Consider the following 25,489-nt stretch of genomic DNA (forward strand, 5'->3'; position numbering starts at 1 on the left):
GGCAGGAGCAAGAGATGCGCTACCGGCAGCTGCGCCGGTCCGGCATCCATTTCTCTGTTCGAAACCTTCGGTTATCGGCAGAAAGTGATTCGATTATTACAGATATTTTTTTGTATAGACAATTATTTTTTAGCAACATCCGATCGCGATGTATTGCAGGGGATTTTCATTGGTTGATGGCAATATTTGTGACGCTCCTAGTTCCTATTTCCTGACGTACCAGGCGCCGATCTGCGCACCGATCGAGAGCGAATGCTGCGAACACCGCACGCCGTCGGCATTCAGGAAGACCAGTTCCTTGCCGGGCACCTTTTCGAAAAAGAGCGCGAACGACGCGCCACCGCCGTTGAACATTCCCATTTCCTGGCCCTTGTGCACCCGCGCGCCACGCCGCATGGCCGGATCAAACACGATGCTGGACGCCGCATCTATGCCCAGCGGGATGCAGCACACATGGCCGTGGTCGGCGGTCCTGATCACGATCACCCCGCTGGCGAAGCGGCCGGGAATGGTGAACGGGTCGAACAGCACTTGGCCATGGACTGGCGCCCACCAGCGCTGGTAGTCATAGGGCCCCAGCGTCGTCTGGAAGACCCGGCCGCCCTCGAACAGGTCGACCAGCCGGTAATAGTCGACCAGCGCCTGCTGCTGCGGCAGGCTCGTTGCGAGGAGATCGGCCAGCGTGCAATGTCTGCTCCCTAACCGGAATACGTCGTCGCGTACCGGCGCGCCATCAATCGGGCAGACGATGGTGCGGTTCGAATCCGGATCGGCGACGGGACGTGCTTGCGCGGGATCTTCAAAGGGTCGGGTCAGGAAGGCATTCCAGCTTTTCCAGTAAGGCGGTGTGCCGGCATCCTTGCCCCACAAGGAGAAGCGGTATCGCTCCTTCGCCGCCGCCGACAGCCACTGTTCGCCATCGACACGGAAACCGGCGTTCGACGCCGGGCTGTCCAGGAAGGCATGCCAGTCGTTCAGGATGTTCGACATCAGCAGGTTGACGGTGGGCTGCCTGAACAGGGCGGCGCCGCTCGCGGTCCGGCCGATACCCGCCACGAAGGCGGAAAACGGCAGGCCGATCAATTCACCGTCAATGAAGCCCGGCGCATGGGTGAGGATTGTGTTGAAACCGTGCAGCAAGGCGTCAACGTCGCCGATGCGCGGCGCATGCGTATCGACGATGGCCAGGCATTCGGCGCAGGCATTGTTGGCCAGGCGGCGGACGACCTCGTTATCCTCGATATAGGTGGCCAGCGCCTGCACCGATGGCGCCAGCGCTGTTCTCTGGGCGCCCAGCACGCGCTCGACATAGGTGCGCATGCCGGCGCTGCCATCGCGGGGCAGCCAGCCGCCGTGCGGATCGCCGGAACCGGGATGGAGGTCGAATTGCGCATGATGCGGTGCGGTCGTCACGGCAAATCCTTCGGGTGATCAAAATGGAAAGATCACCTTTTTAACCGCCGTCCGATCGCGCCCGTTTGACATCGATCAGTCCGTTTCTAGGACATCCCGAATGGATAGATCCAGATATCTACCATGTCACGCCCTGCCGCAAGTTGGCACGTTGGCCATGCTCGTGATCGTCCCGACAAGCTGCAAGCGCTCCCATTTGTCGTCAAACTGTAATTAACTGTCTTCTATGTCTGGAGGATGTGTTAATTGGAGACTTGGTCTTATACAATGCGAGACCAAGGAGAAATTGTATGTACCGAGTGATGTTGGTGGAAGACGATGCGCGCCTGGCCGAGCTCGTCACCGAATACCTGTCCGGCTATGAGTTCGCGGTCGAACTGGTCACGCGCGGCGATGTTGCGCTCGAGCGTTTCAAGGAACTGGCGCCCGACGTCGTGATCCTCGACCTGATGCTGCCAGGCCTGGACGGTATGGTTGTCTGCCGCCAGATTCGCGACCAGTCCGACGTGCCCATCCTCATCCTCACCGCGCGCGAAGACTCCTATGACGAAGTATCCGGTCTCGAGCAAGGCGCCGACGACTTCGTCAACAAGCCGGTCCAACCGCGCGTCCTGCTGGCGCGCCTGCGCGCGCTGATGCGCCGCACCCAGGCCAAGTCGGGCGTCGATGCACGCGTGCTGCAGTTCGGCGCCCTGCGCATCGTCACCTCCGACCGCAGCGTGGTCTGGCGCGGCCAACCCTGCGTGCTGTCGAATACCGAGTACAAGCTGTTGCTGGTGCTGGCCGAGGCGGCCGGCCGCGTGCTGTCGCGCGACGCCCTGCTCAAGAAGATGCGCGGCATCGAGTTCGACGGCCTGGACCGCAGCATCGACAACTGCATCTCGAAGCTGCGCCGCAAGTTCGACGATGCGGAATCCGAAAAGATCAAGACGGTGTGGGGCGAAGGCTATCTGTTCTCGCCGTCGGCCTGGAATTGAAGACCTGCCCATGAAACCTGCGCTGCGCAGGTTTTTTTACGCCTGGAGCCTGTCCAGGCGCTTATTCGAACAGTGGCACGATCGCCAGCGGGACGTTGTAAGTGACGACCTGGCCCGCCGGCTGCGCGCCGAAACGGTAGGTCACGATCGGGAAGTCGTCGGCGGCATCGCCCGCGAAGGCGGCCCCGCGCGAAGGCGCCAGCGCCTGTTCGGCGCCGCCCGTGCGGACACGCACGCCCGCCGCCTCGCCGTCTTTCGGGAACACCAGGCGCACACCGACGCACTGGCGGCCGCGCGCCGAATTGTCGGCATAGCGGGCGAAGCCGAGCGCCTGCTCGCAGGCCGCGCGCAGGTCGGCCACCTCGTACGAGCCGTCGGCGCGCAGCGCCAGCGACACCCGCGGCTTGACCGTGAAGCCGCCCAGCGGCCGGTTTGGCGTCAACACCGCATTCTCGTCATAGGCCGCCTTGAGCAGCGGCAGCACGGCGCGGCCGAGCGGATCCAGCGCCAGGCTGGTCTGGACGGTCTTGCCCTTCATGAGCAATTGCGCGCCCGGCTCCAGCACGCCCTTGTCGCGCGGCAGCACCTGCAACTGGTTGTTCAGCAGATTCTTGGGGCCACCGTACTTGTCAAACAGCACCATCGCGCGGTAGGCATCACGATAGTTCACCCATTCCCCGGCACGCGGCTGCGCCACGGCCATTCCGGCCGTCAGCAGCAAGGTCACGCAGGCGGTGAGGTGTGCGCGTCGCATCATCAAAACCGGTAGGCGAAGGCGGCCGAAACCGTCACGTTGGTGGGCCGCTCGACGAGCGGGCTATTGCGGACGCTGCCGACCAGGCGCGTGGCCTGGACATTGGTGACCAGCATCCAGGACGGCGTCAGCGCCCAGTTCCAGCGCACGCCGGCGCGGACATCCTTGAGGCCGCCGCCCGGACGATAGGGCGGATTGCCGCTTTGCCAGGATTCCTGGCCGGTGACGCCGAAATAGGCGCGGCTGTAGTCGGCGTTGACGATCGTGGCGCCGGCATTGAACGAGATCGTATGCTGCGGCGCCAGCTGCACGGCCAGGCGCTGCACGCCCAGTTCCATGCGTGCACCGTCGCGGTCGTTTCCCGCGCCGTAGAGCACGCTGCTGGTCAGCCGCCATTCGGGGGCCAGGTAGTAGTTGAAGAAGAACCCGCCTTCGATCCGGGTGCTGACGTCCTGCATGCCGTCCAGGCGGTTCCCGGTCCGTGCGTAGTGCAGCGGCGAGGTCGATACGCCGACCCCGTCGACGATGCGGCCCGAGCCGGATTCGTCACGGTTGGGGTGGACCGAAACCAGCGGACCGTACTCGACCGTCGGACGGTTGGACAGATGCATCCCTGCACTCATGCCGGAAATAAAAAGGCCGTTGCTCCATTGGACCTGGAGCACCGGCAAGGCTGAAACCTTTCGGCTGTCCGCCCCTTCATAACGCGGCCGCGAGACGGCGCCCAGCCCTGCGTACATGTCGCGGCTGCCGTCGGGCATCGGGTTGGTGGCCGGCGTCTGCGCACTTGCTGCGGTGCTCGCAGCCGCCAGGGCCAGGGCGAAGAATGGTTTCATCGTGAAATTACTCGGAGAGTTCGTTTGTCGATATTTTACGTCGAGCAAGCTTCGCTCTCCCATCCCATTATGACAAGCGCCGCATACCCGGTGGGGCAGCGTCCGTGGTCAGCTCATGGAACCGTGCTGTGCGCCGTGCTGGCACTTCGGAACCGACCGGCGCGGCGCCGGGCTCGACGGTGTTGCTCGCGCGCACCATGCTCATAAGCACATCCTTATGGTCGAGGCGCGGCCCGCTCCGGGTCGCTTCCTACTTGAATAAAAAAACCCACCGATATTCCATTGCTGGCGCATCAGGTGGGCAAACGGAAAACCTGATGATGGGAAAGATGGTAATCGTTCGGCCTCCCGTCGTGCACCCTCCAGATGTCGGCCAATTGTCGTCAATTTGTAAGCCGCGCCGCCCGCTCTCTCCTTTGGATTACCTGCACCACCATTGCGCCTGTACAATTCGTGCCCGAGGAGAAACCATGCAGCCGGCACCACCGCCAGACCGACAGTTACCCAGGACGCGCCCGTGAACCGGATATTCTTCCGCTTCTTCGTGCTCGTCATGCTGTCGATCACCGCTGCCACCTTCGTCATCTATTTCGCGTTCGCGCGCCTGTTCGGCGACCCGCTGGACGACATTGCGCGGCGCCAGGCCGCGGCCCAGATCTTCCTGCTCGAAGGCTATGTCGACCAGGCGCCTGGCGACGAATGGCTGACCCGCCTGAACAATGTGCGCGAAGTGTCCGAGGTGCGCTACGACCTGATGCCGCTGGCCCAGGCGCTGGACGCCCTCGGCGCCGGCCAGCGCGAAGAGCTCGAACGGGGACACATCGTAATCGACGTGGCCGGTAAATCCTTGTACCGGCGCGTCGACCTGGACGGCGAGCGCTATATCGGCAGCCAGGACGAGGTCTTGCACGCCCGGGACTTGCCGATCGATATCGGGCAAGCGCTCAAGATGGAGTTGTTGCGCTATGTGATCGTCGCCATCGCCCTGCTGCTGCCGATCGCGCTGTGGTCGCGCTCGCACTGGCAGGGCTTGCAGTCGCTGTCGCAGATGGCGGACGAGTTCGGCGCCGGCAAGCTGTCGGTGCGCGCGCACTTGAAACCGTCGGACGCCGTCTATCCGCTGGCGGAACGGATCAACCACATGGCCGGCCGCATCGAAGACTTGATGGAGTCGCAGCGCAGCCTGCTGCACTCGGTGTCGCACGAATTGCGCACGCCGATCGCGCGCCTGGAATTCGCGCTCGAGCTGCTCGACGCCAAGGCCAGGGATCCCGAGCTGAGCCGCCGCATCGCCGCCATGGAGGGCGACCTGTCCGAGCTGAACAACCTGGTCAAGGAGCTGCTCGACATGAGCAAGCTCGACAGCGCGCGCACCCTGCAAGGCGCCCCGGTCGAGCTCGACGACCTGTTGCGCGACTGCTGCGCCACCCTGCCGCCGTCACCGCAAGAAGTGGCCTGCGAGCTGGCGGCCGGGCTCGGCACGATGGAAGTCGATGCCCGCCTGCTGGCGCGTGCGGTCGGCAATCTGCTGCGCAACGCCCAGAAATATGCTCAGGGACGCATCGTGCTGTCGGCGCGGCGCACGCCCGATGGCGTCGAGATCGCGGTCGACGACGACGGCCCCGGCATCCCCCTTGATGAGCGCGACCGGATCTTCGACCCGTTCTACCGCCTCGACCGCAGCCGCGACCGCGCCACCGGCGGCTTCGGACTCGGCCTGTCGATCGCGCAGAAGGCCGTGGTGTTGCATGGCGGGACGCTGCACGTGGAAGGCTCGCCATTGGGCGGCGCGCGCTTCGTGATTGGACTGCCGGCATGAACGAACGCCTGCTGATCGCGACGCTGTGCGGCCTGGGACTGCTGTCCACCGTCGGCGCCTCCCTGCCCTATCCGATGCTGGCGCCGCTGTTCGCCGACGGCGGCGTCAACGGCCTGAACAGCTTCCTCGGCCTGCCGCCCAAGCTGCTGCTGGGGATCGCACTGATGATCAATCCGATCGGCCTGCTGATCGGCAGCGCCGTGCTGGGCCCGCTGTCGGACGGCTTCGGCCGGCGCCGCGCCCTGCTCCTGACCACCGTCGGTGCGGCAGTAGGCCACCTGCTCACGGCCGTGGCGATGGTGATGGAATCGTATCTGCTGTTCCTGGCCGCGCGTTTCTTCACCGGTCTGCTGGAGGGCAATGGCGCGGTGATGCGGGCCCTGGTCATCGAGCGCATCAAGGGCCCGCTGCGCAACCACGCGCTATCGTGGCTGAACGGCTCGTTCAACCTCGGCTGGCTGGTCGGCCCGCTGCTGGCCGGCTTCACCATGGCCTTCGGCCCCGAGTTGCCTTTCTATATCGCTGCCGGCGCCCTGCTGCTGGGGACGGTGGGCGTGCTGGTGTCGATCCCGCCCACGCCGGCGCCGCCGCATGCGCACCGCTGGTGGGCGGTGGCGCGCGACCGCCATGCGCTCACCCTGCTGCGCCATGCGCCGCTACGCACCCTGTTCACGGTGCACCTGGCGTATTGCTGCGGCGTCGCGGCGCTGTATGAATTCTTCCCGTTGTGGCTGGTGGACGTGGGCGGCTACGATGCGCGCCAGATCGCCGTCGTCAATATGGGCATGTGCGCGCTGATGACCACGGCCGCCCTGTTCGCCGGCCATGCCAGCCGGGTCGAAGGCCGCCTGCGCGCCGGCTGGTACGCGGCCATTGCAGCCGCCGCGGTGCTGTGCGTGGGCTTCGGCAATCTGTGGGTCGGCATCGCCGGCATCGTCCTGTTCGGCGCGCCCCACGCCTTCTACAACACCGCCCTGCAAACCTGGTCGGCCGACGAGTTCGCGCAGCACGGCCAGGGTTCGGTCATGGCCCTGCTGTCCACGATCTTTTGCTTGGCGAATATCCTGATGGCGCTGGCCGGCGCCGTGCTCACGCTGATCGATACCCGGCTGGTGCTGGTCGTTGGCGGCCTGCTGACGGCCTGGGCCTCGGTGGCCCTGCGGCGCTGGAGCGCCCGCAGTCCCCGCCCGCACCTGGAAAGCACTTGACGCGCCTGCGGACGTGAAAACGGCGTCCACTGGGGACGCCGTCTTGTCTTGCCTTCTTGTCTTACCTTTAAGTCTTACTTCCGGGTATCGATCCGGCCGTCGTGATCCGGATGCGAACGCACATGGGTCACGCCGTACCACAGGTGCTCCCACCAATGATCGCGCGAACGCACGGTCAGCATGCACTTCTTGTCGAACCCCTGTTTGAACACTTGATCGGGGCAAAGGTTCGAGGCCATCGCATGGCGCTGGTTTTCGGCATTGACGAGCGCAATGCCAAACCAGACGGTGGTCAGGACGAAGATCAGCGCCAGCGCCCACGCGACGTGATTCACGTTACTGGTCTCGAACAAGTTTTCCTCTTTGGGCCGGGACCCTTCGTAAATCTTGAGGATCTCGCCTTCGACGTTATCGGTCATTTTTCCTTGGCTGCCTTCGCCACCAGTGCATCGAGGACCTGGCCGGTCGCCGTCATCAGCTGGCCCATGTCCTGGATCTTGTTCGATTGCGCCACCGTTGCCGGCGACACGACGTATTTGCCGTCGATGACGACGGTCGGGGTGCTGCTGGCCTTATACGCTTCGGCGATCTGCGGCAGGCGCTTGAGCTTGGTCTGCACGCCGAACGAGTTCCACGCTTCGAGGAACTTGGCCTTGTCCAGGCCATTCGAGGTGGCCCAGGCGATGATGTCGTCGTCCTTCATCAGGCGCTTGCGCTCGACGTGCACGGCGCGGAACACGCGATGATGGTACTCCTCCAGCTTGCCCATGGCGTCGAGCGTCAGGAACAGGCGTGCTTCAGGATCGCTGGCGCCCTGGAACGGCAGCGGGATGCGGCGCATCACGATATTGTCACCCTGCTTTTTGACCCAGTTCACCAGGCTTGGTTCGAACGCATTGCACGCGCCGCAGTGGTAGGCGAAGAACTCGACCACTTCGACCTTCTTGCCCACGGTCTGGGTCGGCTGCGGGCTCGCGAGCACGGTGTATTCGGCGCCGACGCGTGGATCGGTTGGCGAAGCATTGGCGAAACCGGCGACCAGGGCAGCGGCAACGAGGGCGAAACGCAGGGTGCGCATAAAATCCTTCCAGAAGAATGAACGAACGACCGCGAGATTACCACTTTTTGCGGCTCCCCTGTCCCAGGAGCACGATTTTTTGCATTTGCTTACGGCTGAAACAAAGAGCGTGGTGACTTTCAATCTACGCCGGCGGCGTGAATAGTCAAGTTACCGGGGCCGGCGCCCGCGCGCTTGTTCGAGCATCGCGCACAGCTGCGCCGCACCCTCGGCCGTTCGCGGCCCCGCCCGGTTGGTCAAATCGCCATCGATCGTGAAGATATTGTCGCGCCGGACGGCGGTCATGCCCTTGAACGCCTGCCACATCTTCCCGCCCGGGTCGTCCGGATTATCCCGTCCGCCAACCAGGATGACTTCGGGGTCGGCCTCGATCACCGCCTCGACGCCGACCTCGGGCGCGATCGTCTTGAGCGCGCCGAACAGATTGCGTCCGCCGCACAGGCGTACCATATCGCTGGCGATGTGGTCGTCATTGAGCGTGTAGAGCGGCCGCGGCCACACCTGGTAGAACACGCCTACCTGCGGCCGGCCCGCGTAGCGCGCCCTGAGCGCGGCGATCCGGTCGCCGTAGTCGCGCGCCGCCGCCCCCGCGGCCGGCTCGGTGCCGAGCAGCCGGCCCAGGCGCAGCAGGCTGTCGCCGATCTGGGCCAGCCGCCCAGGCTCGCTGTGGTAGACCGGGATCCCGAGCCGCTCCAGCTGCTCGACCTGGCGCGTCGGGTTGCCGCTATGCCAGACCACGATCAGATCGGGCTTGAGCGCCAGCACGCGCTCGAAGTCGAGCTTGTTATAGCTGCCCACCTGGGGCAGCTTCTTGGCCGCCTCCGGGTAGTCGCTATAGTTGACGGCGCCGACCACGCGCGCCCCGCCGCCGGCCGCGAACAGCAGCTCGGTGACGTGCGGCGCGAGCGACACCACGCGCCGGGCCGGCTGCGCCAGCGTCACCGTACGGCCGACGTCGTCGACCACCGTGACGCCGGCGCCGGCGAAGGCCGGCAGTACCGCCAGCACGAACCCGATCAGACGCTGCATGGCGTCAGAAGTCGAAGCGCAGCGACAGTTTCAGTTGGCGGCCATCGCTTGGATAGATGCCGTCACGGCAGCTGAAGGCCTGGCTATAGTACTGGCGGTCGGCCAGGTTCAGGCCCGATACCGCCACTTCCCACGGGCCAAAGCGGCGCGCATAGCGGGCGTCGATCGTGGTGAACGAAGGAATGCGGGTGCTGCAGCCGTTGGTGAAGTCGTTGCCGTAGCGCTGGCTGTCGACCCACTGGGCGCCGATGTCGGCGGTCTGGCCGTCGCCCGGCGTCCAGGCCAGGCGCGCGGTGACCACGTGCTTCGGCACCAGCACCATCTCGCGGCCGGCGTTAGGGCCGTCGCGGAACTCGGCCTGCACGTATTGCCATGAACCGGTCAGGCGCCAGGCGTCGGCGAAGGTCGCCTGCCCTTCCAGTTCCACGCCCTGGCGGCGGGTCGGATCGAGGTTGGTGTTGGCGCCGAAGCCGATGGTCGGATCGTAGTAGATCTCGTTGGTCAGGCGGTGGCGGAACACGCGCGCAGTCGCTTTACGCGCCTCGGTGCCGGCGGCCACGCCCAGTTCCAGGTCGCGCGAGGTTTGCGGCTCCAGCACGTCCAGGGTCGAACGGTAGGAGTTCTCGTCGATGTTGGCGATGCGATAGCTGCGGCCGGCCTTGGCGAACACGGTCACGAGCGGCATCACGTCGATGCTGCCTTCCACGGTCCAGGCGGTGAGCGACTGCTTGCGGTGCTCGCCCAGGACAGCCGGGACAGCCAGCGGGTCGCTGTAGTCCTTCTCGAAGCGCTCATGGCGGCCGCCGACCGCCAGGCGGGCATTGTGCGGCGCGTTCCAGCGCAGTTCGTCGCGCAGGTAGAAGGCTTTCGAGTCCTGGCGCGCATCGCCGGTCGAGTAGTCGGACGTGACCTTGCGGTCCCAGCGGATCAGATCGATGCCGGTGACGAATTCGTTGCGCTTGTCGCCAAAATCAACCGTGTGGCGCAGGCGCGGCGAGAACTGGGTTTGCTCGGCCTCGTAGGTCGATGCCGTCGTGCCCCACTCGGAGAAATAGGTCGACGCGACATCGCGCTCGCGGTGCGACAGCTCGGCTGCCAGCTCGAAGGCGCCGATGCGGTGCTCGACGAAGGCGGTCACGCGGTCGGTGTCGAGCGAGCCGAAGTCGTCCGGCGTATCGGTCTGGGTCGGAATGGCCAGGAACTGCGCTTCGGTCAGCGAACCCGGCAGGCGCGAATCCGAGCGCGAACTCTCGAAACGCAGGCCGGCGCGGCCGTTCGGCGCGTAGGCGTACTGCACGCCGCCACTGAAACTGGTCTGCTCGTACTTATTGTTGTCACGGTAGTTGTCGGTGCGGCGGTCGGCGACGGCGGCGTCGAACGACCAGGGGCCGGCGCCGTGGGCGATCGAGGCGCGCATATCCAGGTGGTCGAAGCGGCCGCCTTCAATGAACAGCGAACCGCGCGTACCGGCGCCGGCGCTGCGGCGGGTGACGATGTTGATCACGCCGCCGGTGGCGCCGTCGCCATACAGCACGCTGCTGCCGCCGCGCGTGATCTCGATGCGCTCGACCGTGTCCACGGGGATGGTCGACAGCACGGTGTGCACCAGCTCGTTCTCGTTCAGGCGCACGCCATCCACCAGCACCACCGTGTTCTGGGCGCTATTGGTGCCGAAGCCGCGCAGGTCGAGCCCGAAGTCAGGCGAGCCGTCCAGGCTCTGGCGGCCGAACACCCCGCCGATCTTGCGGATCGCCGCATTGACGTCGGTGGCGCCGGCGCTGCGGATCTGCTCGGCGGTGATGACGGTGGCGCCGATCGGCGTGGCCTGGGCCGGGAAGCGCGGGCCGGTGATGAGGACCGAAGGGACGCTGCTCTGGGCGACAGCCTGGGTGGTGAGGGCGGACAGGGCGAAGGCGCAAGCCAGTGCGAGTGGCGCGCGGCGCGGTGCGGCAGCAAAAATCATGATGAATGTGTTCTCGATAAAAGGCACCGGCCTGCTTCCCCGCAGGCCGGAGTCAACGGAAGCGCCTGGCGCTTCCACCTGGTTTGGCCGGTATCCGGGCTGGCAAGCATGACGGCCTCACCTTCCTGCGCGTCATGCACAGTGGTTGTCGAGAGCGTCCGCCACGCCTCTTGAATGGGGGCGCGGCGCTTGTTGACCGTTGCGGGGGCAGCACACTTCCATGGCGGCGCGCGGCGCGGCCATGTCGTGTTTCCCGTTTAACTTCGCGCACCAGGATGTGCGCGAGAGCACCAAAACGGGGCGATTATACCTTGACAAGGTGCGGCCTGCCCGGTCGCCGGCAGCTTGGCGCGGGATCGGCTACCATCGTTGTTTTCATGCCTCAAGAGGAGCTGCCATGGCACGTCTACCCACTTACTTCGTCTCGCACGGGGGAGGCCCCTGGCCGTGGATGCGCGAGCAGTACGGTACTGCCTACGACCAGCTGGCCGCCTCGCTGGCTGCCATGCGCGCCGAGGCTGGAGAGACGGTGCGCGCAGTGCTGGTCGTGACCGCCCACTGGGAGACGCCGCAGTTCATGGTGTCGTCGGGCACGGCGCCCGGCATGATCTACGACTACGGCGGCTTCCCGCCGCACACCTATCAGGTGAAGTACCCGGCGCCGGGCGAGCCGGCGCTGGCGCGGCGCGTGGCCGACCTGCTCGAGGCCGCGGGTCATCCCGCCACGCTGGACGCCGAACGCGGCTTCGACCATGGCACGTTCTCGATGCTGTACCCGGTCTATCCGGAAGCACGCATGCCGGTGGTGCAGCTGTCGATCCGGCGCGACCTGGATCCGGCCACCCACCTGGCGGCGGGCCGCGCGCTGGCGCCGTTGCGCGATGAGGGAATTTTGATCATCGGCAGCGGGCTGTCGTATCACAATCTGCGCCAGTTCGGGCCGAATGGGCGCGAAGCTTCGCAGGCCTTCGATGGCTGGCTGCAGCACGCGCTGCTCGAACTCGATCCATCGCAACGCGAGCAAGCCTTGCTGCGCTGGGACACGGCGCCACAGGCACGGGCGGCGCATCCGCGCGAGGAGCACCTGATACCGCTGATGGTGGCATTGGGGGCGGCCGAGCAGGAAGCCGCGGCCTGCGTCTATCATGAAGACGCGTTCATGGGCAATCTGGCGGTGTCGAGTTTCAGGTTCGGAGAGCCGCCGCAGGTTTAAGCAATCTGCTGCGCCGCCAGCACGTCGTACCCGAGAAGGCGGGTACCCAAGTACTGCGTGAGCTACCGTAACGCTGGCACACTTGGGTACCCGCCTTCGCGGGTACGACGTTTTGAGGCTAACGCTGGAAACCCACGCTAGAGGCGCGCCTTACGTCCCGCGCTTGCCGCGCGCCGCTTCTTCGGCCTTGGCGGCTGCCTTCTCGGCCGCGATCCGGGCCTTCTCGGCCACCTCGGCCTCATGCTGGGCCAGGCTGGCGGCACGCGATTCGGGCGTTTCCAGGCTGATGCGGCCCAGCGCGCCCTGGCGGTAATCCTGCAGCAGGGTATGCGCCGCTTTCTCGTAATCGTAGTCGCCGCCGCGCACGCGGAAGCCGCGACGCTGCGCCACACCCTCGACCACCGCCACGCCATCCATGCCTTCGGTCTTGAAACCGTAGCGCGCGGTGAGCAGTTGCGGGTAGCGCTGCAGCAGCAGCTCGCCCAGGTACTCGGCCACTTCTTCCTCGACCAGCGCATTGGTGCCGATCGCATGGCTGGCGGCCAGCATCAGGCCGTCGCTGGCCATGGCGATCTTCGGCCACAGCATGCCGGGGGTGTCGACCAGCACCACGTTCTTGTTCAGGTACAGGCGCTGCTGGGTCTTGGTCACGGCCGGCTCGTCGCCCACCTTGGCCACGCGCTTCTTTAAAAGCGCGTTCATCAGTGTTGATTTTCCTACATTTGGGATGCCCATGATCATGATCCGCAGCGGCTTGGTCGGCACGCCGCGGTGCGGGGCCAGCGACAGGGCCAGCTCCGGGATGCGGGCCACGTCGGCCGGCTTCTTGGTCGTCATCGGATAGGCGGTCACGCCATCCTGGGCATCGTAATAGGCTTTCCAGGCGGCGGTCGCGTGCGGGTCGGCCAGGTCGATCTTGTTCAGGACCTTCAGGCAGGGGCGCTGGCGGAACTTGCGCAGTTGGTCCACCAGTGGGTTGCAGCTCGCCTCGGGCAGGCGCGCATCGAGGACCTCGATCACCAGATCGATGTTTTCCATCTGCTCGGCTGCTTCCTTCTTGGCCGCGTTCATGTGGCCAGGGAACCATTGTATCGACATGCTATTGCTCTCTTAATCTTTCGTCCAAGGCGCTATTTTACGCTGAGCGTCGACACAAACGTAGCGGCGCCGCCACAAGGCCTCTTTCCATCGCACATACCGTTGAGCTATTGCAACACTGATGACATATTCCGCGCGCACACTGCTCTCTTGCCTGCACAAGATGGAGATGGGAATGCGCGTACGGGAAAAACTGAAACGGTCGCTGGCACGCTGGTATGGCGTGCTGATGCTGTGCTGCGCCATCGTGGTGTCGGCGCTGGTCGAGCAGTTACCCCTGCTTCCCTACTAAGAACCTATCCCAGTAGGTGGGATAGGTTCTAATCCCGCCCGCAGGCCGCCGGCGGCAAGGTCGCCTGCGGATCGAAGCGCGTCAGCCGCGCACGGGCCGCGGCGCGGTCCTTCGCATACTCGGCCAGGTAGCGGCTGCGTTCCTCGCTTTGCCACTCGACATCCGGCACTCCGGCCAGCGAACGGGTGCGGCTGGCAATCACCTTGCCTTCCAGGCGCGGCAACAGCAGGCGGTCGGGGTCGGCATTCTCGCGCAGCAGATAGCCTTCGACGTCGCGCAGCAGCAGCGGCAGGCGCGGCGCACCGTCGTGCAGCAGCTTGCCGTGCACCTGGAGCCGCACCTGCTGCGCGCCCTGTCCCAGCACTTCGTTAAAGGTGGCCAGCGCGAACGGTCGGCCGGCCGCATCGTCGACGCGGCCCGTGACCACGTAGCGTCCGGGCAGGCGCACGTCCAGCGGCAGCGCGAACTGCAGCGCGCCGCCGTCGACCGCCTCGCGCGGCGCGCCGCTCCAGGTGGCAGGCGACTGCGGCGAGTAGATGACGTCGAACAGCACGACGCCTTCGCGGCCGCCGGCCTGGTAGCTGACCTCGAGCCGGATCGTGCCGTGGAATCCGCCCAGCGCCGTCTGCGCCGGCGCCAGTGTCCCGCGCCAGGCGCCGCCCTCGTCCGCGAACGGCACGGCGACCCGCGGCGCCGGACGGCTCAGCCCATAGGTCATGCCCTGGGCCAGCGCACGCGTGACGACCAGCGGCAACGGCTGGCCGTTCGCGTCCAGCGCGCGCAGCGTGAAGCGGGCCTCTTCGCCCGCCGCCAGATAAACCCGCGACTGCGCGGTCTGCAGCTGGACCTCTGGATGGCTGTCGCCGTCCTCCGCCCGCATCGGGTTGGTCTCGAACAGCGGCTGGTTCGGGTATAGCTGGTCGGGATGGTGGCCGGCCGGCCGCGACTCGTGCGGGTAGCGCGAATGCGCCAGGTAGCTGCAATAGGTGTGGTCGGTCAGGCGGACCTGTTCGACCAGTTGGCGCCGACGCGCCGCGCGGTCTTCAGGCGGGGCCGTGACGGGCCGCGCCGCCACGATGGGCGGCGCCGAAGGCCGCGCCTGGGGCGCCTCGGGCACCGCCTCGCCCTCTCGCACCAGTACGATCAGTCCCACGCCGATGCAGGCCGCCACGCCCGCCACGGCCGGCCAGCGCCAACGCCAAGCCATGCCGATTTCCTAGTTGGCGGTGTTGACCATCGCCTCGCGCACGACCCCGATGATGCCCTCCCAGTTGCCGTCGCCGTAGTGGTCGAAGTCTTCGCCGTCGTCGCGGAAGGCGACCGAGTGCCAGCTCCACTTGACGCTGCCCCCCTGGTTCGGCTCGGTGCCATAGCGCAGGTCGTCGCAGAACCAGTCGCCCGGATTGCAGAGCGAGCGGCCCGAGTTGCCGGCCGCGCCGCCGCTGCTGTGGTAGGCCACGACTTCGTCGTCCTGTCCCGGCAGCAGGAAGGAATACACGGTGCCGCGCGCGCCGGCGTAGCGGTAGAACCAGATATTGCGGGTGTCGTTGTGGTTGTACATGGCGCGCGCCGTGCCGGTGCGCAGGTCTTGCACCAGCGGTTCGGAGGTGGTCCAGGCGCCGGCATTGGCCAGTTCGGAGCCGCCCGCGGCGCCCGAGGCCACTCTCACCCACTTGATGTTCCAGCCGCCCTGCACGCCGCCCGCATCGCCGCAGACGCCGTCCGCGTTCGGCGTGGCGTTCTTGAGCGCGCGCGTGGTGCCGCCGAAATTGGCCAGGGTATACCCCAGCAGCGGCTCGCCCGCGCTGTAGGCCGCGATATAGCACCAGTTCTGGCCGGTGCAGAAGCAGTCGAGCGCGTCGCGCACGCGCCCGCTCTGCGAAGCGATGCTGCTGTAGCCGTCCCAGTTGACGGCCTTCTTGTTGACGCCGGCGGGCGTGGTGTCCGGCCCCCAGTAGCGGAAGTCGGCATAGTTGCCGGGCGTGCCGCCGCTGTTGCGGCCGGGGTCGCGGCCATTGAGCCAGAGGGTGTAGTTGGCCGCCTCGGCCAATCCCGCAGCCGACAGCAGGCAGAGCGCACACAGGGTCTGCTTCTTGTTCATCTTCGTCTCCTCTACGCAAGCCGGACCAAGGCCGGTTATGCGTTAGTGCGCGCGAGGAGCCGCTGAGTTCCGCGACCGGCGCCGACGCCCTACTCGAGGTCGGCCATCACCTTCAGGTGCGCCACCACGCTGCGCCCCAGCGCCGAGAGGTCGTAGCCGCCTTCGAGACAGCTGACGACGCGCCCGCCGGCGTGTTCCTTGGCCACCGCCATGATCTGGCGCGTGATCCAGGCATAGTCGGCTTCCACCAGGCCCATGCCGCCCATATCGTCGTCGCGGTGGCCGTCGAAGCCGGCCGAGATGAAGATCATCTGCGGCTTGAAGGCGTGCAGGGCCGGCAGCCACTGCTCCTGCACCAGCGTGCGCACCGCGTCGCCGTCGCCGCGCGCGGGCACCGGCACATTGATGCGGTTGGCCGTGACCGGTTCCACCTCGCTGTAGGGATAGAAAGGATGCTGGAAGAAGCTGGCCATCAATACGCGCGGCTCGTCGCGGAAGGCGTCGGCGGTGCCGTTGCCGTGGTGGACGTCGAAGTCGACGATGGCCACCCGCTCCAGGCCGTGGGCCTCGAGCGCATGGCGCGCCGCGATCGCGACATTATTGAAGAAGCAGAACCCCATCGGCTCGGTCGGCGTGGCGTGGTGGCCGGGCGGGCGCACCGAACAGAAGGCGTTGGAGACGCTGCCCTTGATGACGTCGTCGGTGGCGGCCACCGCGGCGCCGGCCGCGCGCAGCGCTGCCTGGTAGCTGTAATGACAGAGCGAGGTGTCGCCGTCGAGCGGGTAGTAGTCGCCGGGCGTGGCCGGCACGTGGTCGCGCACCAGCGCCAGCGCGCCTTGCGTATGGTTGCGCAAGACCTGCTCGACCTCGGCCAGCGGCGCGCTGCGCTGCTCGATCAGCCCGTCCAGCCGGGCCAGGATCAGCTGGTCGTCGATCGCCTGCAGGCGGGCCGGGGATTCGGGGTGCCAGCTGCCCATTTCATGCCGCAGGCAGTCCGGGTGGCTGTAAATCGCTGTACTCATGGTGCTCTCGTCTCCGACTATGCTCATCCATTCACACCCCGTGTCGCCGTTCTCGCATAGAATCGTCTGGAACGGCTGGCGCTTGCCAGGGCATGAAGCTTGCCAATGGCGCTAATCTACCACGGCAAGCCGCGGCCCCGCTCGGCCGGCGCCGTATTGCAGACGCATCGACCGCCTCGACCAACCACGGAAAATCCATGTTCAACAAAATGCACGCCGTCGCACGCCAGGTCAACGAAGTCGTGGTCGGCAAGGACCAGCAGGTACGTTTGGCCCTGACCTGCCTGCTGGCCGGCGGCCACCTGCTGCTGGACGACCTGCCGGGCGTGGGCAAGACCACCCTGGCGCATGCGCTGGCGATCTCGCTCGGCCTGCGCTTCAACCGGGTCCAGTTCACCAGCGACCTGCTGCCGGCCGACGTGGCCGGCATCTCGATCTACGAACGCGACAAGAACGAGTTCGTGTTCCATCCGGGCCCCATCTTCACCCAGGTGCTGCTGGCCGACGAGATCAACCGCGCCACGCCCAAGACCCAGTCGGGCCTGCTCGAAGCGATGGAAGAACGCCAGGTGTCGGCCGACGGCGTCACCCGCCCGCTGCCCGAGCCTTTCTTCGTGATCGCGACCCAGAACCCCGCCAACCAGGTCGGCGTGTTTCCACTGCCCGAATCGCAGCTCGACCGCTTCCTGATGTGCCTGAGCCTGGGCTACCCGGACGCCGCCGCCGAGCGCGCGCTGCTGATGGGCGAAGACCGCCGCAGCATGTTGAAAACCCTGCAGCCGGCCATGCTGCCCGAGGAACTGGCCCAGGCCCAGCGCCAGCTGCGCGAGATCCACGCCTCGAGCAACCTGGTCACCTACGTGCAGGCGCTGGCCCAGGCCTCGCGCCAGAACGGCCTGTTCGCCGAAGGCCTGTCGCCGCGCGCCGCGATCGCCCTGCTGCAGGCCGGCCGCGCCTGGGCCGCGCTGGAAGGCCGCGACCACGTGATCCCCGAAGACATCCAGGCCGTGCTGGTGCCGGTCTGCGCGCACCGCCTGCGGCCCCTGCGCGCCGCCCACGGCACCGCGCTGGCCAGCCGCGACCTGGTGCTGCAGCTGCAGAAGGCGGTCCCGGTCTGATGGCGCAGGCGCAGCAGAAGGTCCAGGGGCGGCAGGGGCTGCGCGGGCGGCTGCGCCGCGCGACCGGCGCCTGGCTGCCGCGCGCCGGCAAGCTGGACGCCGGCGAAGTGGTGCTCAAGCAGCGCCGCGTGTTCATCCTGCCCACCCGGGCCGGCCTGGGCTTCGCGGTGCTGCTGGCGGTGCTGTTGATCGGCTCGATCAATTACGCGCTCGGCCTGGGCTTCGGCCTGACCTTTCTGGCGCTGGCCTGCGCGCTGGTCGACATGGTCGCCACCTACCGCAACCTGGCGCACCTGGCCTTGCTGCAGGGGCGGGTCGCGCCCGCGTTCGCGGGCCAGGAAGTCCAGTTCGAGCTGCAGGTCTTCAACCGCACCCGCCTGGCGCGCTACGCCGTCCGCGCCGATTTTGCTAACGTCGCCGAGCCACGCCACGTGGCCGACATCGCGCCCGGCACCCATGCGATCCTGACCCTGTCGGTGCCGACCCTGCAGCGCGGCTGGCTGGCGCCGGCCCGGGTCAAGCTGTCGACGCATTTTCCGCTCGGCCTGTTCAATGCCTGGAGCTACTGGCGCCCCGCCGCGCGCGCCCTGGTCTATCCGCGCCCCGAGGATGGCGCACCGGGCCTGCCGCTGGGCGGCGGCAGCGGCAGCAGCCTGCGCGCCGCCGGTCACGACGATTTCGCCGGCGTGCGCAATTACCAGGCCGGCGACTCGCCGCGCCAGCTGGCCTGGCGCCAGATCGCCCGGCTCGATCCCAGCATCGGCGGCGCCTTGGTGTCGAAGCATTTCGAGGGCGGCGGCGACGACGAGCTGGTGCTCGATTTCGATGCCTTGCCGGCCACGCTCGACCTCGAACTGCGCCTGTCGCGCCTGACGCGCTGGGTGCTGGAGGCGGAAAGCCGCGCCCTGCCCTATGCCTTCCGCCTGGGCGCGCTGCGCTTGCCCGCCGCCCTGGGCGCGGCCCACCAGGCGGCCTGCCTGCGCGCGCTGGCGCTCCATGGTATCGATGAGGGCATCGGGGAACCCGCATGAAGCTCCTGGCGACGCCGCTCACCCGCGACAAGGCCGACACCCTGCTGCTGCTGGGCAGCGCGGTGCTGGTGCTGGCGCCGCATGCCCTGCACCTGCCGCTCTGGGTCTCGCTGCTGTGCGGCGCCACCCTGGCCTGGCGCGCCGCGATCACCCTGCGCGGCAAGCGCATGCCGCCGGCCCTGGTGCTGCTGCCGGTGGCGGTGGCCGCGATGGCCGGCGTGCAGTTCAGCTACGAGACCCTGCTCGGCAAGGATGCCGGGGTCGCGATGCTGGTGCTGCTGGTCGCCTTCAAGATGCTCGAGATGCATGCGCGGCGCGATCTGTTCGTCGTGATCTTCCTGTGCTTCTTCCTGGTGCTGACCAACTTCTTCTATTCCCAGGGCATCGGCACCGCCCTGTTGACCGTCGCCTCGGTGCTGCTACTGCTTTCGACCCAGCTGTCGTTCCAGTTCGCAGGCACCGTGCCGCCGCTGCGCACCCGCCTGGCGATGGCCGGCCGCACGCTGGCCTTCGCCCTGCCGATCGCGATCGTGCTGTTCGTGGTTTTCCCGCGCATCCACGGCCCGCTGTGGACCATGCCGGGCGATGCCGCCGGCCCGAGCTCGGGCCTGTCGGATTCGATGGCGCCGGGCCAGATGTCGAACCTGGCCCTGTCCGAGGAGACTGCCTTTCGCGTGCGTTTCCTGACGCCTCCCCCGGTGCAGACCCAGCGCTACTGGCGCGGCCCGGTGCTCGATTTCTTCGACGGCCTCACCTGGTCGCGCGGCGCCAGCCAGGCGTCGGGCCGCGACCTGCACCTGGCGGTGCATGGCGACGCGATCGACTACGAGGTCACGCTGGAACCCTCTCAGTCGCGCTGGGTATTTACGCTGGAGATGCCGGGCGAGCTGCCGCGGGTGGCGGGCCACGAATTGCGGCTCTCGCCGCAGTTCGAGCTGACCGCGAACGACGCCATCGCCAGCCGGGTGCGCTATCGCGCCAGCTCGCATCTGCAATTCGTTTTCCAGGGCGGGGCGAGCCTGGACGACGCCCGGCGCTGGCTGCTGCTGCCGTATGGCTTCAATCCGCGCGCGCTGGCCGCCGGGCGCGAGTTGCGCCGGCTGCCCGATCCGGCGCAGCGGGTCGAGGCCGTGCTGGCGCAGTTCCGCCAGCAGCCTTTCGAATACACCTTGTCTCCGCCGCTGCTGGGCCGGCACACGGTCGACGAATTCCTGTACGGCACCCGCTCGGGCTTTTGCGAACACTATTCAGGCGCCTTCGTGTTCCTGATGCGCGCCGCCGGCGTGCCGGCGCGCGTGGTGACCGGCTACCAGGGCGGCGAGATCAATCCGCTCGACGGCTTCATGACGGTGCGCCAGTCCGATGCCCATGCCTGGGCCGAAGTCTGGATCGCGGGGATCGGCTGGCAGCGGGTCGACCCAACCGCGGCGGTGGCGCCCGAGCGCGTGCGGCGCGGCCTGGACGCCTCGGTGCAACGCCCGGCCCCGTTCGGCATCGAGGCGCTGCGCGGCATGAATCCCTTCCACGGCGGCGCCAATGCCTGGCTGGCCCAGCTGCGCAACGCGGCCAGCGCCGTCAACAATGGCTGGAACCAGTGGGTGCTCAACTATACGCCCGAGCGCCAGCGCGAGGTCGTGCGCGACCTGCAGCGCAAACTGTTCGGCTGGCCTTTTATCGCTCTGCTAACGTCTGTTGCCGTGGGCCTCGCCTTGCTCGTCTTTTTGCGCCGGCGTCGGGAAATCCACCCGGTCGATGCTCTATACTCGACCCTGTGCAAGCGTCTCGGCCAGCTGGGCCTGGCGCGCGCGCAGGACGAAGGACCGAGCGCCTACGCGGCGCGGGTCGCCGGCGCCAGCGAACTGGCGCCGCAAACGCGCGCGGCGGCACAGGACTTCCTGCGTCGGTACAGCGCCTGGCGCTACGCGCCCCCGACAACCGATCCCCGGCTTACCGCCACCTTGAAAAGCTTATTGTCGCAAGTCAGATGAAATCGATCGCAATCCTGTTTTCCGCGCTCGCGCTTGCCGCCAGCGCGCATGGCGATGCCCTCGCCGCTCCCCAGACCACCACAACCCAGGCCGCCATGACGGCTGCGGCCGACCAGGACCCGGAACACGTCAACTTCGTCGAATGGTTGCCGGTGCGCGAGTTCATCGAAGAGATGGTCACGCAGCACGGCTTCGAGCGCGAGGCGCTGCATACCCTGTTCGGCCAGGTCCGTTTCATCGACCGCGCCGTGCAACTGGTCAAGCCGGCGCCGCCGGGCAAGCCAAAGAACTGGCAAGCCTATAGCGCGCGCTTCATCGAGCCGATCCGCATCCGCGCCGGCGTGCGCTTCTGGAACGAGAATGCCGATGCGCTGGCGCGTGCCGAAGCGGCTTATGGCGTGCCGGCCGAGATCATCGTCGGCATCATCGGCATCGAGACCATCTATGGCCGCGATACCGGCAAGTTCCGCGTGCTGGACAGCCTGACCACGCTCGCCTTCGCCTATCCGGAGGCGCCGAACCAGGTCGCGCGCAAGGCTTTCTTCCGCGAGGAGCTGGCCAACACGCTGGTGCTGGCGCGCGAGCGCGGCTACGATCCGTTCTCGCTGCTGGGCTCGTTCGCCGGTGCGGTCGGGATGCCGCAGTTCATGCCGAGCAATATTCTCAAGTACGGCGTCGACTTTGACAGCGACGGCCGGGTCGACCTGCGCGGTTCGGCGACCGATGCGATCGGCAGCGTGGCCAATTTCCTGGTCCAGCATGGCTGGAATCCCGAGCACCGCGGCCCGACCGCGTTCGCGGCCGACGTCTCGCCGAAACGCGCCTGGGAAGGCTTGCTCGGGCGCGGCCTGGAAGCGACGCTGCGCCCCGAAGAACTGCGCGAAGCCGGCGTGGTCACGGGGACGGCGCTGCCGGGCGACCGCCTATATGGCCTGATCGACCTGCAGAATGGCGCGGAAGCAACAGAATATTGGGTGGCTAACGATAACTTCTATGCCATCACTAAATATAATCGCAGTTACTTCTATGCCATGTCGGTCGTCGACCTGGGGCGGGCGGTGCGGGCGGCACGGCCTGATTGACTCTTTCCGGGCGGGAAACTTTGTAATCCTTTGTAACAGGTTTCCCGCTTTCTCCTTCCTTTACTCGTAGGCATTCTCCTACATACCCCCCAGGGGTATCCGCCAACAACATTGTTGTGTCCGTGACAAAAATAGCACTGATAGCAACATACCCCCCTGTTTCTTTCCATTTCGTCAGCAAATCTCGTACCGTGCGGCATCAAATGCTGGATGCCCGTACACTGGTCATTAAATAAAAAACAATATATTTCCCCAGTGACTTTGTGAGAGAATTGCATTGCGGCTATTGTTGCATTGAGACAACAAAATCCAAGGTGAGAGAAATGATTCCGACTTGCTCATGAGTATCGGAATAAAAATAGTTGTACAATTGAATAGAAAATTACGAAATTAAACTTCCGGACTCGAACGCCGCCAGCGACTCCGTTTCAACCCCAGATAGGAATTTGAATCATGACTAACCAAGTCGGCATTGATATGAACAGCGATTCGGAAGGCGATGAGCTGCTTCAGTACAACCCGAACCGCCTGCTCGACACCCTGATCGAGAACCTGCGCCTGAAGAACGACGCAGCCCTGTCGCGCGCACTCGAAGTGGCACCGCCGGTGATCTCGAAGATCCGCCACCACCGCCTGCCGGTCGGTGCTTCGCTGCTGATCCGCATGCACGAAGTGAGCGACCTGTCGATCCGCGACCTGCGCTACCTGATGGGCGATCGCCGTGCGAAGTTCCGCATCAGCGACAAGCAGTTCAAGCCGAAAGAAGGCGCGGTTCCTGCTTCGAAAGACTGAGTCGTCGCGGGCGCGGCAGCTGGCGCCCGGGCTTCTGTCTTGACGAAGATGAGCGGCGCCTTGCGCGCCGCCGGATAAGTAGTGCGTACGCCCGCGCGGGCGTATGAGCCGCCGCATTGGCGGACGACCGGATATGCCAGCTACACGCTGGCCGAACGGTCTAAGCAGTCCCAGCGACTGATACAACAAAGGCCGCCTGTCACCCAGGCGGCCTTTTCATTTGGCGGAGCGCCGTTCAGGCCGGGAAGACGCCGGTCGACAGGTAACGGTCGCCGCGGTCGCACACCACGAACACGATGGTCGCGTTTTCCACCGTCTGGGCGATGCGCAGCGCCACTTCGCAGGCGCCGGCGGCCGAGATGCCGCAGAAGATGCCTTCTTCGGCCGCCATGCGGCGCGCCATCTGCTCGGCCGAGGCCTGGTTCACGTTCTCGACCTGGTCGACGCGCGCCGACTCGAAGATCTTCGGCAGATAGGCTTCGGGCCATTTGCGGATGCCCGGGATCGACGAGCCTTCCTCGGGCTGGGCGCCGACGATGCGGATGGCCTCGTTCTGTTCCTTCAGATAGCGCGACACGCCCATGATGGTGCCGGTGGTGCCCATGGCGCTGACGAAGTGCGTGACGCGGCCTTCGGTGTCGCGCCAGATTTCGGGACCGGTGGTCTCGTAGTGCGCGCGCGGGTTATCGAAGTTGGCGAACTGGTCGAGAATGATGCCCTGGCCATCTTTCTGCATTTGCTCGGCCATGTCGCGCGCGTATTCCATGCCGCCCGATTTCGGCGTCAGGATGATCTGCGCGCCATACGCGGCCATGCTCTGGCGGCGCTCGACCGACAGGTTATCCGGCATCAAGAGAATCATCTTGTAGCCGAGGATCGCGGCCGCCATCGCCAGTGCGATGCCGGTATTGCCGCTGGTCGCTTCGATCAGCGTGTCGCCCGGCTTGATCTGGCCGCGCAGTTCGGCGCCGCGCAGCATCGACATGGCGGCGCGATCCTTCACCGAGCCGGCCGGGTTATTGCCTTCCAGCTTGCCCAGGATGATGTTGTTGCGGGCCGCGATGTCGGCGCCAGGCAGGCGCTGCAGCTGCACGAGCGGCGTGTTGCCGATCGTGGCTTCGATGGTCTTGTAAGCCATTGCTTTCTCTATTCCTTGCGATACCAAAGCGCCATTTTAATCTGAGAAGCAATACGGCGTCGGGGCGGGCATCGGTGGACCTGTCCACCGATGCCCGCCCCGTCAATTTACAGGCAGGACGTACGCTGGTTTAGCGCAGCGGCAAGGGATACGTGGCCGGGCTGACGTTGCCATCCTTGTCGACCGCCTGCACGCCAAAGAACACATTGTCTTTCGACAGGTCCACGGTCGCTTCCGTCACATTGCCGACCCACTTCGAGTTTTCCCAATTGGCGCTGGTCGTGTCGCGCCACACGAGGCGGTAGCCCGCCAGGTCTGGCTCGGCATTGGCCTTCCACACCAGGGTCGAATCGTTGGTCAGGCCGGCGGTGCGCAGCTTCACTTCCTGCGGCGCGGATGGCGCCAGCGCCAGCGAAGCCATGGCAGCGCCATTCACCTTGGTTACGTTAGCCACGTAGCGGAAGTCGACGTGGTCGATGGTGTCGCCAAACACCTTGCCGTTTTCGGTGCGCAGGTCCTGGTGCTGGTGATCGAAGTTCTCGGCCGGCTCGGTGAAGCGCAGCGCGGCATAGCCCTGCTCCAGGAACGGCATGTGGTCGCCGCCGCGCAGGTAGCGGTCGTGGCGCTGGATGACCGACACCTTGAAGCCCTTCACGTAGCGTTCGCCCTGCTCCTTGGTGTGGCGCGCGAGCTGGCGCGAGATCGAATCGTTCTCGCCGCCGGTGGCCACCAGCTGGCGCACGGCCTCGCTCATTTCCTTGGTCGCCGGGATGCTCTGGGCGAACAGGCGCACCGATTTATCGTCGACCTTGCCGTCGTCGCCGCGCGAGCTGCCGATGATGTCGTTGGTGAACATGCCGGCCACGTTCCAGCCTTTTTCGCGCGCCTGGGTTGCCCAGTGGCGGGCGCCGATCAGGCCCTGCTCTTCGGCCGCGACGGCCATGAACACGAGCGTCGCGTCGAACTTGTACTTGGCCATCACGCAGGCCAGTTCCATGATGGCGGCGGTGCCCGAGGCATCGTCGTTGGCGCCCGGCGCATCCGACGTCGCATCCATCACGTCCGAGGCGCGCGAGTCGTAGTGGCCGCTGACCACATACATGCGGTCTTTCGAGGCCGCCTGCGTGCCCGGCAGGGTCGCGACCACGTTGACGATCTCGGTCGGCCTGGAGATGCGCGCCGATACCGGCGCCATGTGGCTGTCAAAGGCCACCTGCAAGGGCGTACCGGCGCCGCAACGCTCCAGCTCGGCCTTGATCCAGCGCCGCGCGGCGCCGATGCCACGCGTCTCGGATTCGGTTTCCGACATCGTGTGGCGCGTGCCGAAACTCACCAGCTTGCGGATATGGCTTTCGATACGCTTCTGCGAAATTTCGCCCAGGATCTTGTTGATTTGGGCTTGCTGGGCGGTGATGTTCGGCTGGGCCGGGGTGGCGGCAGAAGCCGTCGCGGACGCGGCCAGCAGGGCCGCCAGCAAGGCGGTGGAAACACGGGCGTGAGGCATGATTACCTTTCTGGTATTGATGTGCAAGCTGTA

At 66.2% G+C, this 25,489-nt stretch carries 22 protein-coding genes and 1 riboswitch; of the genes, 9 read left to right on the forward strand and 13 right to left on the reverse strand.

All coding sequences use genetic code 11. The annotated features are described in order from the left end of the window. Positions 1-204: 204 nt before the first annotated feature. Complete coding sequence (locus FVD38_RS05400) at positions 205-1,413, reverse strand: phosphatidylserine decarboxylase family protein (protein ID WP_147933870.1); 1,209 nt, start codon at positions 1,411-1,413, stop codon at positions 205-207. Positions 1,414-1,703: 290 nt separating this feature from the next. Here FVD38_RS05400 and FVD38_RS05405 point away from each other — a divergent pair, with 290 nt between their 5' ends. Next, complete coding sequence (locus FVD38_RS05405; protein WP_147933871.1) at positions 1,704-2,390, forward strand: response regulator; 687 nt, start codon at positions 1,704-1,706, stop codon at positions 2,388-2,390. 61 nt (positions 2,391-2,451) lie between these two features. Here FVD38_RS05405 and FVD38_RS05410 read toward each other — a convergent pair whose 3' ends face one another. Continuing rightward, positions 2,452-3,147: a hypothetical protein gene (locus FVD38_RS05410; RefSeq protein WP_147933872.1), complete on the reverse strand. Its 696-nt coding sequence runs from the start codon at positions 3,145-3,147 to the stop codon at positions 2,452-2,454. Further along, on the reverse strand, positions 3,147-3,980 hold the full coding sequence (locus tag FVD38_RS05415) for a MipA/OmpV family protein (RefSeq protein ID WP_147933873.1): 834 nt from the start codon (positions 3,978-3,980) through the stop codon (positions 3,147-3,149). The genes FVD38_RS05410 and FVD38_RS05415 overlap by 1 nt, the downstream gene beginning before the upstream one ends. Before the next feature lie 517 nt (positions 3,981-4,497). On the opposite strand from FVD38_RS05415, the gene FVD38_RS05420 reads away from it, so the two are divergent. Continuing rightward, a complete protein-coding gene (locus FVD38_RS05420; RefSeq protein ID WP_147933874.1) occupies positions 4,498-5,799 on the forward strand; it encodes an ATP-binding protein in 1,302 nt (433 codons plus the stop codon). Continuing rightward, positions 5,796-7,007 (forward strand): MFS transporter, encoded by a 1,212-nt coding sequence (locus FVD38_RS05425; protein WP_147933875.1) that lies wholly within the window; start codon positions 5,796-5,798, stop codon positions 7,005-7,007. Before FVD38_RS05420 ends, FVD38_RS05425 begins: the two co-directional genes overlap by 4 nt. A gap of 74 nt (positions 7,008-7,081) precedes the next feature. On the opposite strand, the gene FVD38_RS05430 is transcribed toward FVD38_RS05425, so the two are convergent. The 4 genes from FVD38_RS05430 to FVD38_RS05445 all read right to left on the reverse strand — a co-directional run bounded on the left by FVD38_RS05430 (position 7,082) and on the right by FVD38_RS05445 (position 11,077). Further along, entirely contained in the window at positions 7,082-7,426 is a 345-nt protein-coding gene (locus tag FVD38_RS05430; protein ID WP_147933876.1) for a hypothetical protein, read from the reverse strand. Next, positions 7,423-8,085: a thiol:disulfide interchange protein DsbA/DsbL gene (locus FVD38_RS05435; protein WP_123071425.1), complete on the reverse strand. Its 663-nt coding sequence runs from the start codon at positions 8,083-8,085 to the stop codon at positions 7,423-7,425. Before FVD38_RS05435 ends, FVD38_RS05430 begins: the two co-directional genes overlap by 4 nt. 150 nt (positions 8,086-8,235) lie before the next feature. Further along, positions 8,236-9,114, reverse strand: coding sequence for a cobalamin-binding protein (locus FVD38_RS05440; RefSeq protein WP_147933877.1), 879 nt, complete (start codon positions 9,112-9,114; stop codon positions 8,236-8,238). Between the two features lie 4 nt (positions 9,115-9,118). Next, positions 9,119-11,077 (reverse strand): TonB-dependent receptor family protein, encoded by a 1,959-nt coding sequence (locus FVD38_RS05445; RefSeq protein WP_229493427.1) that lies wholly within the window; start codon positions 11,075-11,077, stop codon positions 9,119-9,121. Positions 11,078-11,145: 68 nt separating this feature from the next. Further along, a riboswitch (cobalamin riboswitch) is annotated at positions 11,146-11,387 on the reverse strand. Positions 11,388-11,474: 87 nt separating this feature from the next. On the opposite strand from FVD38_RS05445, the gene FVD38_RS05450 reads away from it, so the two are divergent. Further along, a complete protein-coding gene (locus FVD38_RS05450) occupies positions 11,475-12,290 on the forward strand; it encodes a DODA-type extradiol aromatic ring-opening family dioxygenase (RefSeq protein ID WP_147933878.1) in 816 nt (271 codons plus the stop codon). Positions 12,291-12,440: 150 nt separating this feature from the next. Here the strand turns inward: FVD38_RS05450 and ylqF are convergent, their stop codons facing one another. The 4 genes from ylqF to FVD38_RS05470 all read right to left on the reverse strand — a co-directional run bounded on the left by ylqF (position 12,441) and on the right by FVD38_RS05470 (position 16,803). Continuing rightward, a complete protein-coding gene (ylqF, locus tag FVD38_RS05455) occupies positions 12,441-13,388 on the reverse strand; it encodes a ribosome biogenesis GTPase YlqF (protein ID WP_123071428.1) in 948 nt (315 codons plus the stop codon). A 320-nt stretch (positions 13,389-13,708) separates the two neighbouring features. Further along, positions 13,709-14,887 carry a hypothetical protein gene (locus FVD38_RS05460; RefSeq protein ID WP_147933879.1) on the reverse strand — a complete coding sequence of 393 codons (1,179 nt, stop codon included), beginning with the start codon at positions 14,885-14,887 and terminating at the stop codon, positions 13,709-13,711. A 9-nt stretch (positions 14,888-14,896) separates the two neighbouring features. Further along, complete coding sequence (locus FVD38_RS05465; RefSeq protein ID WP_147933880.1) at positions 14,897-15,781, reverse strand: hypothetical protein; 885 nt, start codon at positions 15,779-15,781, stop codon at positions 14,897-14,899. Positions 15,782-15,870: 89 nt separating this feature from the next. Then, positions 15,871-16,803: a histone deacetylase family protein gene (locus FVD38_RS05470; protein ID WP_147933881.1), complete on the reverse strand. Its 933-nt coding sequence runs from the start codon at positions 16,801-16,803 to the stop codon at positions 15,871-15,873. 197 nt (positions 16,804-17,000) lie between these two features. Between FVD38_RS05470 and FVD38_RS05475 the strand changes: the two genes are divergently transcribed. The 5 genes from FVD38_RS05475 to FVD38_RS05495 all read left to right on the forward strand — a co-directional run bounded on the left by FVD38_RS05475 (position 17,001) and on the right by FVD38_RS05495 (position 22,814). After that, positions 17,001-17,921 (forward strand): AAA family ATPase, encoded by a 921-nt coding sequence (locus FVD38_RS05475; protein ID WP_147933882.1) that lies wholly within the window; start codon positions 17,001-17,003, stop codon positions 17,919-17,921. After that, positions 17,921-18,952 (forward strand): DUF58 domain-containing protein, encoded by a 1,032-nt coding sequence (locus FVD38_RS05480; RefSeq protein WP_147933883.1) that lies wholly within the window; start codon positions 17,921-17,923, stop codon positions 18,950-18,952. The genes FVD38_RS05475 and FVD38_RS05480 overlap by 1 nt, the downstream gene beginning before the upstream one ends. Beyond that, the gene (locus FVD38_RS05485) at positions 18,949-20,940 is read left to right on the forward strand and encodes a transglutaminase TgpA family protein (protein ID WP_147933884.1); all 1,992 of its coding nucleotides are present in this window, start codon (positions 18,949-18,951) and stop codon (positions 20,938-20,940) included. The genes FVD38_RS05480 and FVD38_RS05485 overlap by 4 nt, the downstream gene beginning before the upstream one ends. Continuing rightward, on the forward strand, positions 20,937-22,022 hold the full coding sequence (gene mltB / locus FVD38_RS05490) for a lytic murein transglycosylase B (protein WP_147933885.1): 1,086 nt from the start codon (positions 20,937-20,939) through the stop codon (positions 22,020-22,022). Before FVD38_RS05485 ends, mltB begins: the two co-directional genes overlap by 4 nt. A gap of 453 nt (positions 22,023-22,475) precedes the next feature. Beyond that, positions 22,476-22,814, forward strand: a complete 339-nt coding sequence (locus tag FVD38_RS05495; RefSeq protein ID WP_109344434.1) for a hypothetical protein — start codon at positions 22,476-22,478, stop codon at positions 22,812-22,814. A gap of 235 nt (positions 22,815-23,049) precedes the next feature. On the opposite strand, the gene cysM is transcribed toward FVD38_RS05495, so the two are convergent. Then, entirely contained in the window at positions 23,050-23,952 is a 903-nt protein-coding gene (gene cysM, locus FVD38_RS05500; protein WP_147933886.1) for a cysteine synthase CysM, read from the reverse strand. Between the two features lie 130 nt (positions 23,953-24,082). Continuing rightward, the gene (locus FVD38_RS05505) at positions 24,083-25,456 is read right to left on the reverse strand and encodes a M20/M25/M40 family metallo-hydrolase (RefSeq protein WP_187271480.1); all 1,374 of its coding nucleotides are present in this window, start codon (positions 25,454-25,456) and stop codon (positions 24,083-24,085) included. Positions 25,457-25,489 lie beyond the last annotated feature (33 nt).

The sequence above is a fragment of the Massilia arenae genome, from assembly GCF_008014745.1.
Lineage (GTDB): Bacteria > Pseudomonadota > Gammaproteobacteria > Burkholderiales > Burkholderiaceae_D > Telluria > Telluria arenae.

Excerpts from the sequence above, each read along its gene's own strand:
- FVD38_RS05405 (WP_147933871.1), top strand. The coding sequence starts at position 1,704 with ATGTACCGAGTGATGTTGGTGGAAGACGATGCGCGCCTGGCCGAGCTC.
- FVD38_RS05410 (WP_147933872.1), bottom strand. The coding sequence starts at position 3,147 with ATGATGCGACGCGCACACCTCACCGCCTGCGTGACCTTGCTGCTGACG.
- FVD38_RS05415 (WP_147933873.1), bottom strand. The coding sequence starts at position 3,980 with ATGAAACCATTCTTCGCCCTGGCCCTGGCGGCTGCGAGCACCGCAGCA.
- FVD38_RS05425 (WP_147933875.1), top strand. The coding sequence starts at position 5,796 with ATGAACGAACGCCTGCTGATCGCGACGCTGTGCGGCCTGGGACTGCTG.
- FVD38_RS05430 (WP_147933876.1), bottom strand. The coding sequence starts at position 7,426 with ATGACCGATAACGTCGAAGGCGAGATCCTCAAGATTTACGAAGGGTCC.
- FVD38_RS05435 (WP_123071425.1), bottom strand. The coding sequence starts at position 8,085 with ATGCGCACCCTGCGTTTCGCCCTCGTTGCCGCTGCCCTGGTCGCCGGT.
- FVD38_RS05440 (WP_147933877.1), bottom strand. The coding sequence starts at position 9,114 with ATGCAGCGTCTGATCGGGTTCGTGCTGGCGGTACTGCCGGCCTTCGCC.
- FVD38_RS05445 (WP_229493427.1), bottom strand. The coding sequence starts at position 11,077 with ATGATTTTTGCTGCCGCACCGCGCCGCGCGCCACTCGCACTGGCTTGC.
- FVD38_RS05450 (WP_147933878.1), top strand. The coding sequence starts at position 11,475 with ATGGCACGTCTACCCACTTACTTCGTCTCGCACGGGGGAGGCCCCTGG.
- ylqF (WP_123071428.1), bottom strand. The coding sequence starts at position 13,388 with ATGTCGATACAATGGTTCCCTGGCCACATGAACGCGGCCAAGAAGGAA.
- FVD38_RS05460 (WP_147933879.1), bottom strand. The coding sequence starts at position 14,887 with ATGGCTTGGCGTTGGCGCTGGCCGGCCGTGGCGGGCGTGGCGGCCTGC.
- FVD38_RS05465 (WP_147933880.1), bottom strand. The coding sequence starts at position 15,781 with ATGAACAAGAAGCAGACCCTGTGTGCGCTCTGCCTGCTGTCGGCTGCG.
- FVD38_RS05470 (WP_147933881.1), bottom strand. The coding sequence starts at position 16,803 with ATGAGTACAGCGATTTACAGCCACCCGGACTGCCTGCGGCATGAAATG.
- FVD38_RS05475 (WP_147933882.1), top strand. The coding sequence starts at position 17,001 with ATGTTCAACAAAATGCACGCCGTCGCACGCCAGGTCAACGAAGTCGTG.
- FVD38_RS05480 (WP_147933883.1), top strand. The coding sequence starts at position 17,921 with ATGGCGCAGGCGCAGCAGAAGGTCCAGGGGCGGCAGGGGCTGCGCGGG.
- FVD38_RS05485 (WP_147933884.1), top strand. The coding sequence starts at position 18,949 with ATGAAGCTCCTGGCGACGCCGCTCACCCGCGACAAGGCCGACACCCTG.
- mltB (WP_147933885.1), top strand. The coding sequence starts at position 20,937 with ATGAAATCGATCGCAATCCTGTTTTCCGCGCTCGCGCTTGCCGCCAGC.
- FVD38_RS05495 (WP_109344434.1), top strand. The coding sequence starts at position 22,476 with ATGACTAACCAAGTCGGCATTGATATGAACAGCGATTCGGAAGGCGAT.
- cysM (WP_147933886.1), bottom strand. The coding sequence starts at position 23,952 with ATGGCTTACAAGACCATCGAAGCCACGATCGGCAACACGCCGCTCGTG.
- FVD38_RS05505 (WP_187271480.1), bottom strand. The coding sequence starts at position 25,456 with ATGCCTCACGCCCGTGTTTCCACCGCCTTGCTGGCGGCCCTGCTGGCC.